The 18,827-nt window shown below is 57.2% G+C and carries 18 protein-coding genes; 8 read left to right on the top strand and 10 right to left on the bottom strand.

Annotated elements, in window-relative coordinates; translation table 11 throughout:
• Positions 1-84: 84 nt before the first annotated feature.
• The gene (locus JFN90_RS05820; RefSeq protein WP_407931917.1) at positions 85-1,272 is read right to left on the bottom strand and encodes a hypothetical protein; all 1,188 of its coding nucleotides are present in this window, start codon (positions 1,270-1,272) and stop codon (positions 85-87) included.
• Positions 1,273-1,736: 464 nt separating this feature from the next.
• Here JFN90_RS05820 and JFN90_RS05825 point away from each other — a divergent pair, with 464 nt between their 5' ends.
• The 5 genes from JFN90_RS05825 to hisG all read left to right on the top strand — a co-directional run bounded on the left by JFN90_RS05825 (position 1,737) and on the right by hisG (position 6,401).
• A complete protein-coding gene (locus JFN90_RS05825) occupies positions 1,737-2,732 on the top strand; it encodes an ABC transporter substrate-binding protein (RefSeq protein WP_199394157.1) in 996 nt (331 codons plus the stop codon).
• A 187-nt stretch (positions 2,733-2,919) separates the two neighbouring features.
• A complete protein-coding gene (locus JFN90_RS05830; protein WP_199394158.1) occupies positions 2,920-3,819 on the top strand; it encodes an ABC transporter permease in 900 nt (299 codons plus the stop codon).
• A complete protein-coding gene (locus JFN90_RS05835) occupies positions 3,816-4,613 on the top strand; it encodes an ABC transporter ATP-binding protein (protein ID WP_199394159.1) in 798 nt (265 codons plus the stop codon). Before JFN90_RS05830 ends, JFN90_RS05835 begins: the two co-directional genes overlap by 4 nt.
• Before the next feature lie 461 nt (positions 4,614-5,074).
• Positions 5,075-5,452 (top strand): phosphoribosyl-AMP cyclohydrolase, encoded by a 378-nt coding sequence (gene hisI / locus JFN90_RS05840; protein WP_199394160.1) that lies wholly within the window; start codon positions 5,075-5,077, stop codon positions 5,450-5,452.
• 76 nt (positions 5,453-5,528) lie between these two features.
• Positions 5,529-6,401, top strand: coding sequence for an ATP phosphoribosyltransferase (gene hisG, locus JFN90_RS05845; protein ID WP_199394161.1), 873 nt, complete (start codon positions 5,529-5,531; stop codon positions 6,399-6,401).
• 76 nt (positions 6,402-6,477) lie between these two features.
• On the opposite strand, the gene JFN90_RS05850 is transcribed toward hisG, so the two are convergent.
• Together JFN90_RS05850 and JFN90_RS05855 are read right to left on the bottom strand one after the other, a co-directional pair.
• On the bottom strand, positions 6,478-7,707 hold the full coding sequence (locus JFN90_RS05850; RefSeq protein WP_199394162.1) for a NupC/NupG family nucleoside CNT transporter: 1,230 nt from the start codon (positions 7,705-7,707) through the stop codon (positions 6,478-6,480).
• Positions 7,704-9,263, bottom strand: a complete 1,560-nt coding sequence (locus JFN90_RS05855; RefSeq protein WP_199394163.1) for a sigma-54-dependent transcriptional regulator — start codon at positions 9,261-9,263, stop codon at positions 7,704-7,706. Before JFN90_RS05855 ends, JFN90_RS05850 begins: the two co-directional genes overlap by 4 nt.
• Before the next feature lie 314 nt (positions 9,264-9,577).
• On the opposite strand from JFN90_RS05855, the gene JFN90_RS05860 reads away from it, so the two are divergent.
• Both JFN90_RS05860 and JFN90_RS05865 read left to right on the top strand, forming a co-directional pair.
• Entirely contained in the window at positions 9,578-9,883 is a 306-nt protein-coding gene (locus tag JFN90_RS05860) for a hypothetical protein (RefSeq protein ID WP_199394164.1), read from the top strand.
• A gap of 989 nt (positions 9,884-10,872) precedes the next feature.
• Positions 10,873-11,490, top strand: coding sequence for a hypothetical protein (locus tag JFN90_RS05865; RefSeq protein WP_199394165.1), 618 nt, complete (start codon positions 10,873-10,875; stop codon positions 11,488-11,490).
• A gap of 475 nt (positions 11,491-11,965) precedes the next feature.
• Here the strand turns inward: JFN90_RS05865 and JFN90_RS05870 are convergent, their stop codons facing one another.
• The 7 genes from JFN90_RS05870 to JFN90_RS05900 form a co-directional block, all read right to left on the bottom strand.
• Entirely contained in the window at positions 11,966-12,163 is a 198-nt protein-coding gene (locus JFN90_RS05870) for a hypothetical protein (protein ID WP_199394166.1), read from the bottom strand.
• Positions 12,164-12,249: 86 nt separating this feature from the next.
• A complete protein-coding gene (locus JFN90_RS05875) occupies positions 12,250-12,555 on the bottom strand; it encodes a nucleotidyltransferase domain-containing protein (protein WP_199394303.1) in 306 nt (101 codons plus the stop codon).
• The gene (locus JFN90_RS05880; protein WP_236018887.1) at positions 12,555-13,070 is read right to left on the bottom strand and encodes a nucleotidyltransferase substrate binding protein; all 516 of its coding nucleotides are present in this window, start codon (positions 13,068-13,070) and stop codon (positions 12,555-12,557) included. The genes JFN90_RS05875 and JFN90_RS05880 overlap by 1 nt, the downstream gene beginning before the upstream one ends.
• A gap of 43 nt (positions 13,071-13,113) precedes the next feature.
• Entirely contained in the window at positions 13,114-14,091 is a 978-nt protein-coding gene (locus JFN90_RS05885) for a quinone oxidoreductase family protein (RefSeq protein ID WP_199394167.1), read from the bottom strand.
• A 143-nt stretch (positions 14,092-14,234) separates the two neighbouring features.
• Positions 14,235-14,426 (bottom strand): hypothetical protein, encoded by a 192-nt coding sequence (locus tag JFN90_RS05890; protein ID WP_199394168.1) that lies wholly within the window; start codon positions 14,424-14,426, stop codon positions 14,235-14,237.
• A 52-nt stretch (positions 14,427-14,478) separates the two neighbouring features.
• Positions 14,479-16,068 (bottom strand): phosphoenolpyruvate carboxykinase (ATP), encoded by a 1,590-nt coding sequence (pckA, locus tag JFN90_RS05895; RefSeq protein WP_199394169.1) that lies wholly within the window; start codon positions 16,066-16,068, stop codon positions 14,479-14,481.
• Between the two features lie 144 nt (positions 16,069-16,212).
• Positions 16,213-18,099, bottom strand: a complete 1,887-nt coding sequence (locus JFN90_RS05900; protein ID WP_199394170.1) for a phosphoenolpyruvate carboxykinase (GTP) — start codon at positions 18,097-18,099, stop codon at positions 16,213-16,215.
• Between the two features lie 555 nt (positions 18,100-18,654).
• Between JFN90_RS05900 and rd the strand changes: the two genes are divergently transcribed.
• Entirely contained in the window at positions 18,655-18,813 is a 159-nt protein-coding gene (gene rd / locus JFN90_RS05905; protein WP_199394171.1) for a rubredoxin, read from the top strand.
• The last annotated feature ends 14 nt before the right edge of the window (positions 18,814-18,827 follow it).

Here is an 18,827-nt window from a genome sequence, read left to right on the forward strand (position 1 = left end):
CCCCTTCTTTTGTTTCACACGGCGGTAGTCCTGTAGGGGCGAATAATCATTCGCCTAAACTTCGCCCCACGCTAGACCGGCAGACTACTGATACTGGATGTACAGCGGTTTCGGGTTCAGCATGAGCACCTCTTTCGGGGTGAGCAGCGGATCGCCCTTCTTGGTGTCGTTGTGGTAGAAGAGCTTGAACCCGGTGAACTCGACCGGTTCGGCCACGACGTAGTCCTTGTAGGAGTCGCGCTTGAGCCAGGGAGCGCCCCAGCCGTCCATGTTCATCACGATCTGCACCTCGGGGCGCAGTTGGATGTTCTTGGAGTTGGTCACGCCGTTTCTGGTGAAGCGGTGCACGATGAACACCTTCGGCGGCAGGTTGTATTTCTTCACCAGCTCTTTCAGGTAGTTGGAGGCGTAGTTGATGTCCGCCGCGTCGTAGGTGCCGATCTTGGTGCCCGGCTTCTTGCCGCTCTTGATCAGGTTGAACTCCGGGTCGATTCCGAGATGCACGTCCGGGTTCTTGAGTATCCACTCGAAGCGCGGCAGTATGTTGCGGATGTTGTCGTGCCCAGTCTGGATGTCGATGAACATGATGGCGTTGATCGACCTGGCCCAGCTGTAGACGTCGTTGATGATCTTGTCCGGCATCACCATGCGGTAGAGGCCGGCCTTGCCCGGCTCCCCTTGGGCCACGACCGCGATGAGGTGCAGCGCGGGCTGTACCGGGTGGCTGGGGTCGGCCGCCTGCCACTTGGCCGCCTCACGCTTCAGGCGCTGCAGCATGTCGTCTTTCTGGTACTCACCCAGAGCGCCCATCCTCTTGGAGAGGGGGTTGCCGTAGTAGGCGACGATCCTCTTCTGGGGCAGGATGGAACCCGGCAGCGGCGCGGGATATTTCACCGGCCAACCTTTCTTGGCTGCGAAATCGGGGTCCTCACCGGAGCGATAGCTCACCTTGGGGCCGGCGGCCTCTTTGCCCTTGGCTCCCTTGCCCTTTCCTTTTTTCCCGGCGCTTGACTGCGCGTCGAACTTGGCAGCGGCAGCCGGTGTCGTGGCGGTCGGCTGCGCGGTGGGTGTGGCGGTGGCGGGTGTGGTGGTCGCGGGGAGGGGAGCAGCCGGGGTGGCCTGCGCCGACGTCGGTTGTCCTTGCACGGTTGCGGCGCCGGCCGGGGTGGTGGCGGCGGCCTTTTTATCCTTGCATCCCATGAGCGCCAGCGGCAGGGCCAGCAGGGCGATCAGCAGCAGGGCAGGGTGATGGTTCGGGTACAGGTGCTTCACGTTGATAGTTCTCCTTATGGTGGTGCAGCCTGGACCGGCCTTGGCCTTTGCGGGCAACGAGGTGCGGTCGGCGCCGGGCGTGCTTATTTCCTGATTGTTTGGAGTCTGGTTTTAGCGGTTATTGGGGAGATATCGGGGCGGGCTTTAGCCTTACACCAGTGACAAAACCGACAAGCTCGCCCGTAGTTATACCCTTTTTGCATTTGCGGTGTCAACAACCTGTGGCCGGTTTTGGTGAGAAAAATTTTAAGTTATTGTGCGCTTTGACCATTTGAACCGTTTTTTTTCGTTTCTTCAAAGGATTGTTCCTATTTAGCGCCACTATGGCGTTGACGATAGCTCTTTGCCAGTGGTATGCTCGGCGGTCGAAAATAGGTCCGACCTTTTCACCTGTCGGCAGCGATAATCAGTGCTTTGGCAACAACCGCAGCAAAAATTCAATTCAATGTAAACCGGAGGTATCTGTGCGCAAGAAGATCGGTATTCTGTTGGCTCTCGCTTTGACTGTATTGTCTGCGGCAACCGCATTCGCTGCGGCTCCTGCAAAGCCGGTGACGATCGGCATCTCCAAGATCGTCTCTCATCCGGCGCTGGATGCGGTCGTCAAAGGTATCCAGGATGAACTCAAGGACTCCAAGATCAACGCAACCTTCGACGTACAGAACGCCAACGGTGACATCAACACGGCGGCGTCCATCGCCAACAAGTTCCAGAGCCAGAAGGTCGATCTCGCCGTAGGCGTAGCCACCCCGACCGCCCAGGCGCTGGTGAACACCCTGAAAGGGATCCCGATTGTCTACTCCGCGGTCACCGATCCGGTCAAGGCTGGCCTGGTTCCCTCCCTCACCAAGGGCGGCAAGAACGTCACCGGCGTTTCCGACATGACCCCGGTGAAGCAGCAGATCGAGATGCTGCTCAAGATCAAGCCGAAAACCAAGCGTATCGGCCACATCTACACCAGCTCCGAGGAGAACGCAGTCGTCCTGGCCGGCATGGTGAAACAGGTCTGCAAGGAGAAGCACCTCGAGTTCGTCGAGACCACCGTCACCAAGTCCGCCGAGGTGAAGCAGGCGGCCCAGACCATCGCCAACCGTGTTGACGCCATCTACATCTCCACCGACAACACCGTCGTCTCCGCCATGAGTGCCGTGGCCGATGTCGCCGCCAAGGCCAAGATCCCGGTCATGTCCGCGGACCCGAGCTCCTCCGAGACCTACGGCGTTCTCGCCGCCTGGGGCTTCGACTACTACAAGATGGGCCGCGCCACCGGCAAGATGGTGATCGAGATCCTGAAAGGCAAGAAGCCCGAGTCGATGCCGGCCCGTTTCATGACCAAGGCTAGCGACGTCGATCTCCTGATCAACCTGGACGTTGCCAAGAAGCTTGGCCTGACTGTCCCGGCCGACATCGTCAAAGCCGCCAAGACCGTCCGTCAGAACGGCAAGACCACCAAGAAGTAAGTAAAAGCGGTAAACCGAAAGCAGTAAACCATTGGCCACGGAGAAAATCTGAGCAAATCTGAGAGAACCTAAAAGACTAAAGGTTTAAAACCAAGACTATGGTTTTCAGCCTTTCTCAGAAGTTCTCCGATTTTCTCCGTGGCCAATGGTTTGATTGGTTTCTGACTAAGGTTCTAAGAAGGGTTTTATGATCGAAGGTATTTTTGTTGAAGGGTTGATCTATGGCATCATGGTCCTGGGCGTGTTCATCTCGTTCAGGATTCTTGATTTTCCGGACCTGACGGTTGATGGGTCCTTCCCCCTGGGGGCCGCACTCATGGTGCAGTGCCTCCTCTTAGGCATGAACGGTTGGCTCGCGCTCCTCGTCGCCTTTGCCGGCGGCGTGCTGGCCGGCGTGGTCACCGCGCTCATCCACAACCACCTGAGGGTGCCGAACCTGCTGGCCGGTATCCTCACCATGACCATGCTCTACTCGATCAACATCCGCATCCTGGGTAACCGCGCCAACGTCCCCATCCTGGATCAGTCGACCATCCTGAAGCAGGTCACCGAGAAGTTCACCGGCATCATCCCGGATGACTACATCCTGCTGGTGTTCTTCGTGATCGTCGCCCTGGTGGTGAAGGTGCTGCTCGACCTCTTCTTCCGCACCGACCTCGGCATGACCATGGGGGCCATGGGGAACAACGAGCAGATGGTCATCTCGCAGGGCGTCAACCCAAAGACACTGAAGACCATCGGCGTCGGCCTCTCTAACGGCCTGGTCGCCATCTCCGGCGCTTTCGCCGCGCAGTACCTGGGCTTTGCCGACGTGGGGCTGGGCCAGGGAATCATCGTCTCCGGCCTGGCTTCGGTCATGATCGGCGAGTTCCTGGTGCTGAAGAGTAACCGCATCGGCGTGCTCACCCTCTGTGCCCTCGCCGGTTCGGTCTGCTTCTACGCGGTCATGTACGTCGGGCGCTTTTACGGCTACGTGATCCACATGACCCCGAGCGACCTGAACCTGATCAAGGGGGTGCTGATCATCGCCCTTCTCATCGCGACCCAGGCCAAGAAACTGAAGGTCCCGTTTAAGGTGGCAAAATGATAGAGCTTAAAAACGTTTCCATCGTCTTTGGCCAGGGGACCGTCAACGAGAACAAGGCCCTGAACAACATCAACCTCAAGGTGAAGGAAGGCGACTTCATCACCATCATCGGCTCCAACGGCGCCGGCAAGTCCACCCTGTTCAACACCATCGCCGGGACCTATGTCCCGAGCGAGGGGCAGATCTTTGCCAACGATAAGAACGTGACTCGCGACCCGGAGTACAAGAGGGCGAAGTACATCGGCCGGATCTTCCAGAACCCGCTGCTCGGCACCGCCGGCAACATGAGTCTGGAAGACAACATGACCATCACCCACAAAAAGGGGATGAAGTGGTTGCGCCGCAGTCTTAACAGCAAGACCCGCGAGATGTTCAGGCAGCAGTTGGTGCAGCTCAAGATGGGACTCGAGTACCGCATGAAGGAGAATCTGGTCATGTTCTCCGGCGGACAGCGCCAGGCGCTCACCCTGCTCATGATGGTCCTCTCCAAGCCATCCCTGATCCTTCTGGACGAGCACACCGCGGCGCTCGACCCGAAGAACGCCGAGATCGTGCTGGAGCTGACCAACAAGTTCATCAGCGAGTACCACCTGACCGCCATGATGATCACGCACAACATGACTCACGCCATCGAGTTCGGCAACCGTCTGCTCATGATGGACGGCGGTGAGATCATCTTCGACATCGAGGGTGAAGAGAAGAAGGCGCTCACCGTGGAGAAACTGATCCAGAAGTTCCACGAATTGCGTCACAAGACCTTCGAGAACGACCGCACCCTCCTCGCCGAAGACTAATCTGCGGGCAAAGAAGAGACACCAGAAGGCCCGGCGGAGAGATCCTGCCGGGCCTTTTTGTTTAAAGGCTGAAGGCTTATTTAACGCAAAGCCGCAAAGACGCAAGGGATGGCGAATCACAGTCTTCTCTGTTCAGCAGTCCCTCAAACGTTTTCTTAGCGCCTTTGCGGCGTGGCGTTTCCTAGCGTCTTTGCGCCTTTGCGTTACCAACCGCTTTTGGGGTAATTAAGATGTGCGGGTTTTGCTGTTCTTGGCGACTTAGCGCCTCTGCGCCTTTGCGTTGAAATCTTTGGAAGGTGGAGCTTGCCCACCGTAGCTTCAGTATAGGTTGGAGCCTGCCCACCGTAGCTTTAGCGAAGGTGGGAAGGCGGGTATACATAATGATTGACACATCTCTGCTGTGAGGTGTATTAAAAGACACTTTTTTATCACTAAACCCAGTAGAAGGACTGAGAGAAGCCATGATAAAGATCGATTTCGAGAAGATGGGTGGACTGATCCCTGCTGTTATCCAGGACAACGAGAGCGGTGAAGTATTGATGGTCGCGTTCATGGACGAGAAGACCCTGAACCTGACGCTGGAAAGTGGCAAGACCTGGTTTTTCAGCCGCACCAGGAACAAGTACTGGATGAAGGGTGAAGAGTCTGGCAACACCCAGGACGTGGTCGAGGTGCTGACCGACTGCGATGCCGACACCGTCGTGATCAAGGTGAAGCAGAACGGCCCCGCCGCCTGCCACACCGGCAATCGGAGTTGCTTCTACGTGAAATACGAGAACGACACCTGGGTCGAGCATTCCAACCCCCTCTTCGATCCCAACACCGTGTACAAAAAATAACATGACCAGCCACGGAGCTTCCGCTTCGTGGCTTTTTTTTTCTCAATTCTAAATGTGAGTCCAGAGAGGGAATAACATGGAAAAATTGAAGCTCGGCATCCCGAAGGGGAGCCTTGAAAACGCCACCGTCGACCTGTTCAAGAAAGCCGGCTGGCAGATATCGATCTCTTCGCGCAGCTACTTCCCCGGTATCGATGACGATGAGATCAAGTGCTCCCTGATCCGTCCGCAGGAGATGGGCAAGTACGTCGAACGCGGCACCATCGACGTCGGCATCGCCGGCCGCGATTGGATCCGCGAGAACGAGTCGGACGTCATCGAAGTCTGCGAGATGGTCTACTCCAAAGTCTCCCGCCGCCCCGCCCGCTGGGTGCTGGTGGTGAACGGCAACTCGAAGATCCAGGGCCCCGAAGACCTCCACGGCGCCACCATCTCCACCGAGCTCGTCGGTTTCACCAAGCGCTACTTCGCCGAGAGGAACATCCCCGTCACCGTCGAGTTCTCCTGGGGCGCCACCGAGGCGAAAGTCGTCGAGGGACTCTGCGACGCCATCGTTGAAGTCACCGAGACCGGTTCCACCATCAAGGCCAACGGTCTCAGGATCGTCACCGAGTTGATGGAATCCGTCCCCGTCATGGTCGTCAACAAGGCCGCCTGGGAAGATCCGTGGAAGCGCGCCAAGATCGAGCAGATCGCGACGCTTTTGCAATCCTCCCTGCGCGCGGAGGGTATGGTTGGTCTGAAGATGAACGCGCCGAAAGAGAAGGTTGCGGAGATCACCGCCGTCATCCCCAGTCTCAAGAGCCCGACCGTTGCTAATCACTACAACTCCGAGTGGGTTTCCATCGAGAGCATCATGCCCGAACAAGAAGTCCGCCGCATCGTCCCCGAACTCATCAAACTCGGAGCCGAAGGCATCGTGGAGTATTCGCTCAACAAGATCATCTAGAACTCAAGCGCAGCTAAAATCAAAAAGCCGGCCACCGCAAGGTGGACCGGCTTTTGTTTTGCTATATTGCACGCCCTTATTGCCTAAACAAAATCCCGGCGATGGCAGCGTTAAGCAGGTTTGCCAGGCTGGCAGCCAGGACGCACCGAAGACCAAGCCGCGCGACATCGCTTTTGCGGGATGGAGCAAGTTCACCCAGACCGCCGATTTGAATCCCTACCGAGGTAAAATTGGCAAACCCGGTAAGGGCAAAACAGGCAATCATAAAACCCTTCGGTGACAATTGCGCTTGTTGCAGTCCCCCAAACCCGATCACCTCGTTAAATGCCGTCTTCTGTCCGAGTAACTTGGCCAGTCCCATCGCGTCGGAAGATGGAGCACCGACGACATACGCTGCAGGGGCGAAGAGCCACCCGAGCACGGTTTCAAGATCGGAACTATTGTTGCTGGCCGTGACAACCAGGAAATTCAGCAGATGGATGAGCGGGATGAAGCCAAGCAGCATGACGCTTATGGCCACGACAACCTTCCATCCGTCCATGGCGCCGCGTCCCACTGCATCCAAGAGGTTGACTCCCGCATCGTGTTTTGCGTGCGCTACCGGCTCATCTGCGGCGGCACCCGCACCTTCGGGAACAAGCAGCTTCGCGAAGATGATGGCTGCCGGAGCTGCCATGATGTTTGCGGCGAGGACGTATTCCATCCGTGCTCCCATTCCTGCATATACGAGCGGCATGCCGGCGCCGACCGTAGACATGCCGACTACCATGACCTGAAACAGCTGTGCCTCACTCAAGCTCTTTATATAAGGACCAACGGTCATGGCTCCCTGCACCTGCCCGATAAAAATGTTGCTGGCGACTACGGTGGCTTCAGCACCGGTAAGACCGAACAGCCGCTTGAAGCCGTGCGACATGGCCCCGATAACCCGCGGCATCACTCCCCAATAATAGAGCATGTTGATCAGTGCGCCGAAAAAAATGATCTGCATCAGGGCGTCCAGCAAAAAGACGTAGGAACTGCCCTTGAAGCCGGGGATTCCTTTGAATCCCTCGAAAAGGGGTCCGAACACGAACTTGGTGCCCTCGTCTGCAAATTTCATGATCTTCAGCAGACCCGCGCTGACTGTCTCGAATACCGTCACTCCGAACGCTGTGTGGAGAACCAGGTAGGCGAAAACGACGTTGAAGGCCAGCGCATAGAGAACTGGGGTCCAACGGATGTCTTTCCTAGACCGCGATAAAGACACTGCAACGGCAAGCAGTACGATGACGCCTAAGACGCCGCGAAAAACCTGTTCAATCAAGACAGCCTCCTTCCCTCTTCAGCAAGACAACCAACCAGGGTGTTATAGGTGCAGCCAAGGGCCTCAGCCAGCTTGGTGGGCTGAATTTTAGCCCGGCCGCCGAGGCTTGCGACTACATGGCGCACATAGGCAGACTGCAGTTCCTTCAGTGAGACCTGTCTCGTCCTGAGATCATTGAGACTGGACACGGGGAGTAGGAAGCGTTGCCATTCATCAGAGGCTGCATGCAGTGCCGGAGTGACTACTACTCTTTTCGCCATGATCTCCTTGAAGATATCATCTCCGAGGAGGACAAGCCGCTTGATATAGGTAGAAAGCTCCCTCATGTTTCCTGGCCAAGCATATCCGGCAAGAACTGCGACGTTGTGTGGCTGCAGCAGCTCGTTCCATGTTGCACGGATCATGTCTGGGGTGAGGACTGCATGCCCACTCTCGGAGATGATCGGCCGCCACATGAGGCGATAAGCGAGATTGCAGGCAATGTTACCTATGTCCTGCGGCCGCATCTGCCGCAGGGGGACGGTGTGCAACTCAACGTCGGCGACGCGATAGTAAAGGTCGTCACGCAAGGTTCGAAGGCGTCCCGGTTGCGCTGCTGAAATGATGCGGACATTAGACCGCATCGTCTGGGTCCCGCCGAGCCTCGTATAACTGCCATCTTGAAGGAACCGCAACAGTTTTGCCTGAACGCGGGGAGACATTTCCGGCAATTCGTCCAAAAACAGTGTGCCGCCAGCCGCCTCCTCCACCAGTCCCTTCTTCATGCGCTTGGCGTCAGTGAACGCACCAAGCTCGTGTCCGAATAGTTCTGACTCCAGACGCTCGCCTTCGAAAAAGGCGCAGTTCAGCGCCAGAAATGGCTTCTCGTGCCGAGTGGAAAAATCATGTAAGTACCACGCAAGTGATTCCTTGCCTGTCCCGGTCTCGCCAACGAGCAGGGTGTTGAGCCCGGACCGTCCCACCTGAACTGCGCGTTCGCGCAAAAGGTCGATGGCGTTGGGATCTATCCGCCGCTTATCCGCATAGCTTCCGCCCGCCATGTCAGGTTCTTCGTATTCGTAGAATCGCTGGGACAACATTTTGTCGCTATCCGAGAGCTTAGCGTTGCGAAGTTTCTTGATAATCGCCTGATATGCTTCCGCAGGGCACTCCCCTGCAATCAGAACCCTCATCAGCCGATACTGTATCCACCGCCTCTCCTCCAACGTTGTCCCGTTCTCGGGATCCTGCGGCGTCCACGTTCGCCGTGCGGTCTCGTACTCGTTTACCTCATACTTAAGGCCATGACATTGTGCCCATTTCAGAACATCTGGTGCGTACTGTGATGCGGAGACGGTGATTCTGTCGAGGACGGTATGCGGTTGAGCAGTTAGCAATTTGCTTGCCGATCTCAGTACGTTCTTTTCGGCGTGTAAAAGTACGATGAGAGCGTCATCCCCTTCCCGCATTTCACCAAATAGCTGTTCTAGCCTTTCAACGAAGTTCCCGGGATAAAGATGATTAATTCTGATGGAATAGTGGGGATGTTTTCTTGTCACATGGAGGGCTCGTGACACGGAGGGCTCCCAGAAATCACATTGGATGTGCAAGCATTTCATTTTGATGTCCAATTAAAGCCGCGCGAGAAGTTTCATTTAATAATACAATTAATTTCAAAAAATAAAAGTATAATTGAGTTGATTCGATAGCTAGTTGGTGAGTAGTTGATGCAAGTTATGGTATCTCAATTGGTTTTCTGTCTCTTATAGGCTTGGCATTAATATTGATTAGGGGGGAATGTCAGATGCGCAGCTGGATACCGCGGGAGCCCGGCATCCGTAAGTCTGATGCTGTGCCGCTCCTGATCAAAGCGAGCTGAATGAGGGCTAGAGTGTTGGAAGACTGCGCGTTGAACAAGCCATATCGCATGATTAATAAATGTCTCGCTGTTTTGATGCTGTGCGACATGGGAACTACCGACAAATTGCGAGTAGAGGGGCGCCTGATCCACATCAAGAAGCTTCTGGTGCGTAATTCGTTCCCTGGCGCACCCTTGTCACATTATTGCCGCTGTGAAGTTGAACTTGAAAAACTGTTGGCACAGGTTGATGAAATATCGGAAAAAGGCTGTGATAGACAGAATCTGGTGGTTCTTTTCAAACACATTGACGTCATAGAGGTGATGGCGGGGCATTAAACACCAGATGTAGTGCCTATGGATTTTGATTTGACTCATTAATGGAGGCATCAAGTAATTTTATTCAATCTTATCAAGGTAGCCGAATAGAGCTAGGTGGCGCTTAAATCTGGTACTAAATTCAAAAGAAGGGGAGTACGTTATGGTATGCAGTAGTTGCGGGTCCGATAATACACAACGTTTGCAAGTTATCTTTGAAGGGGGCACACAGAACATCAATACTGAGAGTAAAACAGCTGGCATCGGTATCGGTGGAGGTGGGAGACTGGGCTTCGGGAGTGCCGTGACAACCACAAATGGTACTTCTCAGTCCATGTTGGCTCAAAAGTCAGCACCTCCCGCAAAAAAACGGCTTGTCGAAATTTACTGGATGTTGGGGGCGCTGCTCATGTTCGTGGTCGGAGGTGGCTGGATTGTCATCGCTCTGATCACAATTTGCGCTGCAGGGTACTCGGCATATAGGAAGATTAAATATAACTCTGAACAGTTTCCGGTTCTCTATCAACGTTGGTTGGAAAGTTGGATGTGCCACAAATGCGGGGCGGTCTACCTGCAAGCTTAACTTTAGCGAACGCCTGGGGACCAAGGGGGCGTTCTTGATGTTTTGGCATTTGCTGGGACTAGAAACCGGCTAAGGCTAAGATGTCAGGAACGCCCGTTCGCAGTAACGACTTCAAACGGCCTACAGCTTATTTTCCAGGACCTCCTTCTGCCGCACACGTGCCTTTCTATTTTGCCGAAAGGCAACTCACCGATAGCACCACCCACGCGTAGAACTTCCCCTCAACTATCTGGTAGTAATCAAGAGCCGGCAACGCACCGTCAGGAGGAACCATGCATGGGTATATAAGACTGCGGCGATGGTGCGAAGGAGGTTAGGCTTTCACCAAAATGGGTGAGAGAAAGGAGCGGCATCGCGCTTGCCAACGGGGCCGGCAGTGGTATGGTAGTGCATTAATTGTTGCTAATCACGCGTAGGAGGTCTTGCTATGCCTTTTAACAACGTATCGCATCCCGAGATGATTGGTAAGGCAGCGCCGGTCGTTCAGGCATTAACCCCCGAATTTTACGCATACTTAGTGTCGATCTTTCCCACCCCGCAGAGCATCAACGAGCTCTACCAAAAGTACCAAGCCAGCTTCACCGCATCCCTACCAGGCGACGACCCGGAGAAGGTCAAGGAGTGCGAGGCCGACCGTGAGGCTCTCAATCACGCCATCGGCTTACTCGTCGGTTTTGGTAAAGTGGCCAACCGGAAAGATCCGACCATTCTGGAAAAACTCGGCCTCAGTCATATCGTCGAGAAGCCGGCTGGGACCGCCAAGGGCGTGGGGAAGGTCTCTGATTTTAGAGTCCTTTTCGATAGCAATGGAAAGCCCTATGTTTCCTTGGCCAAACTTGGAAGCGCAAAAGGATACGACGTGTGGGCCTGCGCTGGCGACCCGAGCGTCGAAAGCAATTGGAAGTCTCTGGTATGGTCAACCAGTTGCAAAAAGATACCCATCGTCGGTCTTGATCGGTCGGTCCCCAACTTCCTGAGGATCAGGGGCAAACGGGGAGATGCCGTAGGCTCCTGGTCTCACTTCATTAAGCTCGATCCCGCCTAAATTCTCACTCGCCCCCTCTCGACTGCGCGGAGGGGGCGAGCGTTTCTGTGACTTTTCCCGCCATGTCGGTCGGTAAAAACATCGAGCCCATTCGTGAGCTGAAGTACGAAATCAGGCGATAAAAATGTCACTTCGATACACGAAGTGGAACTTCTGGAGGCGAACGTGACACTTCGAGCGTCCAAGTGTCACTTTCGGCCCGGAATATGTCACTTCGTGCCTCCAAGTGTCATTTTCGGGCCCGAAAAGTTCACTTCGTGCATCCAAGTGTCATTTCAGGACGCGAGAAGTTCACGTCGTCACCTGACGTGTCATTTTCGAGTGCGAGAAGATCACTTGGATGTGGGATGCGTCATTCCAGCGGGTTGCGGGTGAATCTCATTGCCAACATGCACACTACTGCGGCAGCATGATTGGAGAGCACTTCCAGAGAGGGAGGTGGCGGTGGGAGGGGGCCAACACTGCGCGCATCCTTTCATCTTCTTTCGTGCGCTTTTTTCCCGTGCACCCGTTCGTAGGCTCGGCAGAAGGGGCAGACGTCTTCCTCGATCTTGTTGACGAAGTCGTAGACGAGGCCCTTCTGGTGATAGCGGGCATGAAGACACACGGGGCAGAGTTCGCATACCTTCGCCATGGCTTTATCGAGGGGGGTGAGGTTCTCCGTTGGGGGCATGGCTCGATCCTTTCTGCGATGTCTGTCGGACTCAGGGGAGGCAAGGGGAGCTTGGTAGTTCGTCAGGCGGCAATGCACGGATGAAGTTAGAATCGTTCGAAGAAAACTAATCCTACACGCTTAATGTGTTTCTGCAGTTCGACGCTGGTGATCTGAGTGAATATAGAGAGGTCGATCTGATAAGGCAGCAAGAGGTCGTCCAGTTCTTCCGCAATCGTACCTAGTTCAGAAGAGGTCAGGCTGTCACCGAGGAGGGTAAGGTCAATATCCGAGCCGGGCTTGTAATTTCCTTTCGCTCGCGAACCGTACAGCACGGCCTTCTCTACTGCCGTATGGCGGGACAGCACGGTTTGAATGCTCTCAATGGTCCTGTCACTTAACCCGCAGTTCATTACTCCCACTCGCCCTGGTCTGCCAGTTCGTTAAATTTCCGATGCATCTGCTCAAACGCGGGGTAAAACCTCTTCAAGATATTCTGACAGATCTCTTCGGCTGTCTCCAGATTGTAGGTGTGCGAGCTGAGGTTGCGCGCTTTGATCATGTCCATCCAGGCTTCACCGTCGTCGATCAGGTCATTTTTAAATGCAACCCTGGTTGCATCCTTTGACCCGATAATGCCGGATAGGCCTTTCCCTTCAAGGTAGTCCTTCAAGACATTCCAAGCCAACTCGTGAGTGAACTCAAATCCCTGCACCAATCCCTGCTGTTCCAGTTCGGTCAGGTCTCGCTGCCCGGCAAGCTCGACAGCGCGACGCAATGTTTCGAAGGCCTTGCTGAAATTATTAAAACGCTGCTTCCAGCGAATGTCATCTTGCACTTGGCCGCTCCCTGGCAACACCGCAGTCTCTTTCACTAAAGAACCGTATTGCTGGTCCCGGAATGTATGCTGTTTCATACCCTTTGTCAATGATGCCCCTAGCCTTTGAAGCTAGGGGCACTAATTCGTTCTGTCAGTCAGGAATGAGGATGGTCGAGCCGGTGGTCTGGCGGGCCTCAAGTTCACGGTGGGCCTGGGCCGCGTCCTGCAGGGGGAAGCTCCGGTTGATCTCTATCTTCACCTTCCCCGAGGTAACCATCCCGAACAGTTCGGCGGCTGCCTCTTCCAACTCGGAGCGCTTGGCGATGTAGGTGGCGAGCCCGGTGCGGGTGAGATATAGGGAGCCGAGTTGCGAAAGCTGCAGGAGGTCCACCGGCGGCACCGGACCCGAAGCGTTGCCGAAGCTTACCATCAGGCCGCGGGGGCGCAGGCACTTGAGGGAGGTCTCAAAGGTGTCTTTCCCCACCGAATCGTAGACCACGGCGGCGCCCTCTCCGCCGGTAATCTCCTTCACCCTCTCCATTATGTTTTCCGTGCGGTAGTTGATGCAGTAATCGGCGCCATGTTGCCGCGCCAGCTCGCACTTCTCTTCCGAACCGGCCGTGCCGATCACCTTCGCCCCGAGAGCCCTCAGCCATTGGCAGGCGATGGTGCCGACACCACCGGCGGCGGCGTGGAACACGACGGTGTCTCCGGCCAGCACCCGGTAGGTCCTGCGGACCAGGTATTGAACGGTAAGTCCCTTGAGCATCATCCCGGCGGCTTGTTCGAAGGAGACGGCGTCGGGGAGGAGGCAGAGCCGGTCCGCCTTGATGATCCGTGATTCGCAGTAGCCGCCCCCGGAAGTGCCCGCGTAGGCAACCCGGTCTCCGGGCCGGAATAGGGTCACTCCCTCGCCGACGGATTCGACGACGCCAGCCCCTTCGTTGCCGGCGATGGCCGGCAGCGGCATCTTGTAGAGGCCGCTGCGCTGGTACACGTCCACGAAGTTCACCCCGACCGCCCTGTGGCGTATCCGGACCTCACCCGGTCCCGGTTCCGGCACAGAGACATCCATCCACTTCAGTACCTCGGGGCCGCCGAATTCTTCAAGGCAGATTGCCTTAGACATGGATTGCCTCCCGCGGCGTCATATGCCGCTAACAAAAAGGCCGCCCAGCATAGGACGGCCTTTCCTGTTTATGCTTGCTGCCACGGAGGGAGCCGGAGTCGGCGAAGATTTCGCGTTTGTGCCGGCTCCCCCGTGACAATGGGTTACGAGATCATCTCGCAGTCGTCTTCGGGCCAGCTGTCCAGGCTGCCGTCGGGAAGTTGTACCTGCACGGTGTCCCCCTCGATGGTGCAGCCGTAGCTCAAGCCGATCTCGCCGGTCTTGGTGTTCTTCACCTGGACCCGCTGCTCCTTCCTCTCGGTCGTGTCACATATCTCTGAATGTACCCTTTTCATGGTAACCTCCTGAGCTCTGCATTAATGATAGCAGCGCCGTTTCGCGGCGCAACTAGAGAACCGAAGCGATCTCCGGCGAAGCGGTGTCCTTGAACTGCTCGAAGTTCTTGCGGAACATCTCGACCAGCTTCTGCGCCATGGCGTCGTAGGCGGTCTTGTCGCTCCAGGCGTTTCTCGGGTTCAGTATCTCCGCCGGCACCCCGGGGCAGCTTGCGGGGATGTCCAGGCCGAAGACCGTGTCCTTGACGAAGCTTGCACCACTCAAGCTCCCGTCCAGGGCGGCGTTAACGAGGGCCCGCGAGTAGGCGATCTTCATCCTGGCACCCACGCCGGGGCCGCCGCCGCTCCAGCCGGTGTTCACCAGCCAACAGTCGACCTTGCCGGACGCGATCTTCTTGCCGAGGAGGTCGGCGTACAGGGACGGCCTGAGCGCCATGAAGGGGGCGCCGAAACAGGCGGAAAAGGTGGCCTGCGGCTCGGTGACCCCCGCCTCGGTCCCGGCCACCTTGGCGGTGTACCCGGACAGGAAGTGGTACATGGCCTGCGCCGGGGTGAGCCGTGCGATCGGCGGCAGCACGCCGAAGGCGTCGCAGGTGAGCATGATCACGTTGCTCGGGTGCCCTCCGGCCCCGGCCGGGATGATGTTGGGGATGTGGGTGATCGGGTAGGAGGCGCGGGTGTTCTCGGTGAACGAGGCGTCGTCGAGATCGATGCGGCGCGAGATGGTGTCGATGGCGACGTTCTCCAGGATGGTGCCGAACCTCCTGGTGCACTGGTAGATCTCGGGCTCGCTCTCCGAGGAGAGGTTGATCACCTTGGCGTAGCACCCTCCCTCGAAGTTGAAGACCCCTTCCTCGTCCCAGCCGTGCTCGTCGTCGCCGATGAGGAGGCGGTTCGGGGCCGCGGAGAGCGTGGTCTTGCCGGTGCCGGAGAGGCCGAAGAAGATGGCGACATCGCCCGCGGGGCCGGTGTTGGCGGAGCAGTGCATGGACATGACGCTCTTTTGGGGCAAGAGGTAGTTGAGCACGGTGAAGATCGACTTCTTGATCTCCCCGGCGTAGCTGGTGCCGCCGATAATCACCATCTTCCTGGCAAAGTTGATGATGATGAAGGCCTCCGAATTGGTGCCGTCGATGCTCGGCTGGGCGTGGAAGGCGGGGAGGTCGATGACGGTGAACTGGGTCTGGTGGGAGAGGAGCTCCTCCGGTGTCGCGCGCAGGAACATGTTGCGGGCGAACAGGGAGTGCCAGGCGCGCTCGGTTATGATGCGCACCGGGATGCGGTGGGCGGGGCTCGCCCCGGCGAAGCAGTCCTGGACGAAGAGGTCGCGCCCCTGCATGTAGTTGCACATCTTCTGGTAGAGCGCATCGAACTTGTCCGGGGGGAAGGGGCGGTTCACCTTGCCCCAGTTGATGTGCGCGCTCGAGGAAGGCTCGTCGACGATGAACTTGTCGTTGGCCGCCCGCCCGGTGTAGTGGCCGGTCTTCACCGCGAGGGCACCCAGGTGCGAGATGAGCCCCTCGCCGCGGCGCACCACCTGTTCGTAGAGGACAGAGGTGGGGGAGGTCCAGTAGATCAGGTTCGCGTTCTTGATGCCATGCTGCTCCAGCCCGTTGCCCCTGGTGATATCGTTTAATCTCACTGCTCCCTCCCTCTCTCATTGGATCTGCGCCAAGCTTAAAAGATAGCAGGGGCGGGTAGCTTTGCAACCGGCGCGGCAAAGCAAAAGGGCCCCGATCATTAAGATCGGGGCCCTTCTTTGTTTCATTGGTACTTCAGCGACTTACTAGTCGTTGAACCCTTCGGCGGAAGCCGGGTTGTACTGCTCCCAGTGCTCCGGGGAGCGCCACAGGCCGGAAAGGATCATTTCGCGGATGTGGAGGAACTCCTTCGGGAGACGGTCGTACATCTTCACGAACAGCTCCTCGTGGGAGAGGATCTCTTCCTTCCAGACGTCGCGGTCGATGGACATGAGCTCCTGGTACTGGTCGCGGGAAACCTCGTTGAGACCGGTCCAGTCCAGGTCCTCGTAGCGCGGCATCCAGCCCAGCGGGCTCTCGACGGAAGCGCCGCGGCCGTTGGCGCGGTCGGCGATCCACTTCAGGACGCGCATGTTCTCGCCAAAGCCCGGCCAGAGGAACTTGCCGTTGGCGTCTTTGCGGAACCAGTTGACCGAGAAGATGCGCGGCGGGTTCGGGGTGGTGCGCCCGACCTGGAGCCAGTGGTTGAAGTAGTCGGCGACGTGGTAGCCGGTGAAGGGGAGCATCGCGAACGGGTCGCGACGGACGTTGCCGATGGCGCCCACTGCGGCCGCGGTGGTCTCGCTTCCCATGGTGGCGGCCAGGTACACGCCGTAGCTCCAGTTGAAGGACTGGTACACCAGCGGGATCACGTTGTTGCGGCGGCCGCCGAACACGAAGGCCTTCATCGGCACGCCCTTCGGGTCTTCCCAGGCCGGGTCGATGGACGGGCACTGCGAAGCCGGGGAGGTGAAGCGGGAGTTCGGGTGCGCGGCGTTGCGGCCGCAGCCCGGGGTCCACTCGTTACCCTGCCAGTCGGTCAGCTTCGCCGGAAGCTCGTCGGTCATCCCTTCCCACCAGATGTCGCCGTCCGGGGTGAGCGCCACGTTGGTGAAGATGGTGTTCTTGGCGCAGGAGTGCATCGCGTTCGGGTTGGACTTGAACGAGGTGCCCGGGGCCACGCCGAAGAAACCCGCTTCCGGATTGATGGCGTAGAGCTGGCCGTCGGGGCCGGGCTTGATCCAGGCGATGTCGTCGCCCACGGTGGAGATCTTGTAGCCGCTCTGCTTGAAGTGGTCGGGCGGGACCAGCATGGAGAGGTTGGTCTTGCCGCAGGCGCTCGGGAAGGCGGCGCCCAGGTAAGTCTTCTCACCTTCCGGGGTCTCGATGCCGAGGATCAGCATGTGCTCGGCCAGCCACCCCTCGTCTTTGGCGATCTTGGAGGCGATCCTGAGTGCCAGGCACTTTTTGCCCAGAAGCGCGTTGCCGCCGTAGCCGGAGCCGAAGGACCAGATGGAGCGCTCCTCGGGGAAGTGGACGATGTACTTCTCCTTGTTGCACGGCCAGGGCACATCTTTCTGGCCCGGGGCGAGCGGTGCGCCGATCGAGTGCAGGCAGGGGACGAACTCGCCGCTCTCGCCGAGGATGTCGATCACCTTCTTGCCCATGCGGGTCATGATCTTCATGTTGACGGCGACGTAGGGGGAGTCGGAGATCTCGACGCCGATCTTGGCGATGTTGGAACCCAAGGGACCCATGGAGAAGGGGATGACGTACATGGTGCGCCCCTTCATGCAGCCGGTGAAGAGGCCGGTCAGGGTCTTCTTCATCTCCTTGGGATGCACCCAGTTGTTGGTCGGGCCGGCATCCTGTTTGGCGATGGAGCAGATGAAGGTGCGGTCCTCGACGCGGGCGACGTCGCCGGGATCGGACAGGGCCAGGTAGCTGTTCGGGCGCTTCTCCGGGTTCAGCTTACGGAAGGTGCCACCTTTGACCAGCAGTTCGCACAGGCTGTCGTACTCCGCCTCGGTCCCGTCGCACCAGTGGATCTGGTCCGGCTGGCACATTTCGGCAACTTCCTTGACCCAGGCCAGCAACTGCTTGTTCTTTACTTCGTAATTCATGGATATTCCCTCCTTTGGGTATTGCTTCATCACATTTTTAGAAGAGACCAAACCCTCTGCGGTGCTGCTAATCTCACAGGTTTCCATAGTTGTCCTCTCTGCCGGGTGGCGGTGGACCGGAACTGGAACGATACAGACCCATGCAGGGCCGCGTGTGACAGTTCCGGCCTACGGTTGATGTTTCGTTAGCGTCGGTTAGATGGGTTTATGTTGCCGAGCCTTATGATTTTTGAACGTCGTATGCGGGGTGCTGGGAAGTGAGGCCCTCGCCCTGACTGACGATTTGCTCTGTGAGATCGTGGCGTTTGTTCTGTGAGAGACATGCACCAACTGATGTCATCGAACGACTGTCCGCTCTCCTCTCTGAGTCAGTATTTTAATTATTATAAAATAACACAAGGACTTTTAAAAGCAAGAGCAAATGTATACAGAGGCCCAATTGACACGCAGTCTCAGTCTGTTAGACTTTTGCCGGACTTCAAGCTGTCTGTCGTCCCCGCCGACTCAGTCCCGCCAAACATTAGACAGTCGTGACGCTTCGCCGACCAACCGGTCGGCCTCACCATGCACCACAGGGGGTATTCAATGGAGCCTTACATCTGCACCGTCTGCCAATACGTCTACGACCCCTATCTGGGGGACCCGGAGAACGGGGTGCCACCCGGAACCCCCTTCGCCGACCTTCCCGATGATTGGGTCTGCCCCATCTGCGGGGTCGGCAAGGAGGCCTTCGAGCCGGAGTAGGGCATGTAAAAAGG

Source organism: Geomonas propionica (assembly GCF_016458235.1).
GTDB classification, from domain to species: domain Bacteria; phylum Desulfobacterota; class Desulfuromonadia; order Geobacterales; family Geobacteraceae; genus Geomonas; species Geomonas propionica.

What these genes read in the sequence shown, in the direction of transcription:
- JFN90_RS05870 (WP_199394166.1), bottom strand. Translation starts at nt 12,163, where the DNA reads ATGCCCCCAACGGAGAACCTCACCCCCCTCGATAAAGCCATGGCGAAG.
- rd (WP_199394171.1), top strand. Translation starts at nt 18,655, where the DNA reads ATGGAGCCTTACATCTGCACCGTCTGCCAATACGTCTACGACCCCTAT.
- JFN90_RS05830 (WP_199394158.1), top strand. Translation starts at nt 2,920, where the DNA reads ATGATCGAAGGTATTTTTGTTGAAGGGTTGATCTATGGCATCATGGTC.
- JFN90_RS05890 (WP_199394168.1), bottom strand. Translation starts at nt 14,426, where the DNA reads ATGAAAAGGGTACATTCAGAGATATGTGACACGACCGAGAGGAAGGAG.
- JFN90_RS05885 (WP_199394167.1), bottom strand. Translation starts at nt 14,091, where the DNA reads ATGTCTAAGGCAATCTGCCTTGAAGAATTCGGCGGCCCCGAGGTACTG.
- JFN90_RS05865 (WP_199394165.1), top strand. Translation starts at nt 10,873, where the DNA reads ATGCCTTTTAACAACGTATCGCATCCCGAGATGATTGGTAAGGCAGCG.
- hisI (WP_199394160.1), top strand. Translation starts at nt 5,075, where the DNA reads ATGATAAAGATCGATTTCGAGAAGATGGGTGGACTGATCCCTGCTGTT.
- JFN90_RS05835 (WP_199394159.1), top strand. Translation starts at nt 3,816, where the DNA reads ATGATAGAGCTTAAAAACGTTTCCATCGTCTTTGGCCAGGGGACCGTC.
- JFN90_RS05900 (WP_199394170.1), bottom strand. Translation starts at nt 18,099, where the DNA reads ATGAAGCAATACCCAAAGGAGGGAATATCCATGAATTACGAAGTAAAG.
- hisG (WP_199394161.1), top strand. Translation starts at nt 5,529, where the DNA reads ATGGAAAAATTGAAGCTCGGCATCCCGAAGGGGAGCCTTGAAAACGCC.
- JFN90_RS05875 (WP_199394303.1), bottom strand. Translation starts at nt 12,555, where the DNA reads ATGAACTGCGGGTTAAGTGACAGGACCATTGAGAGCATTCAAACCGTG.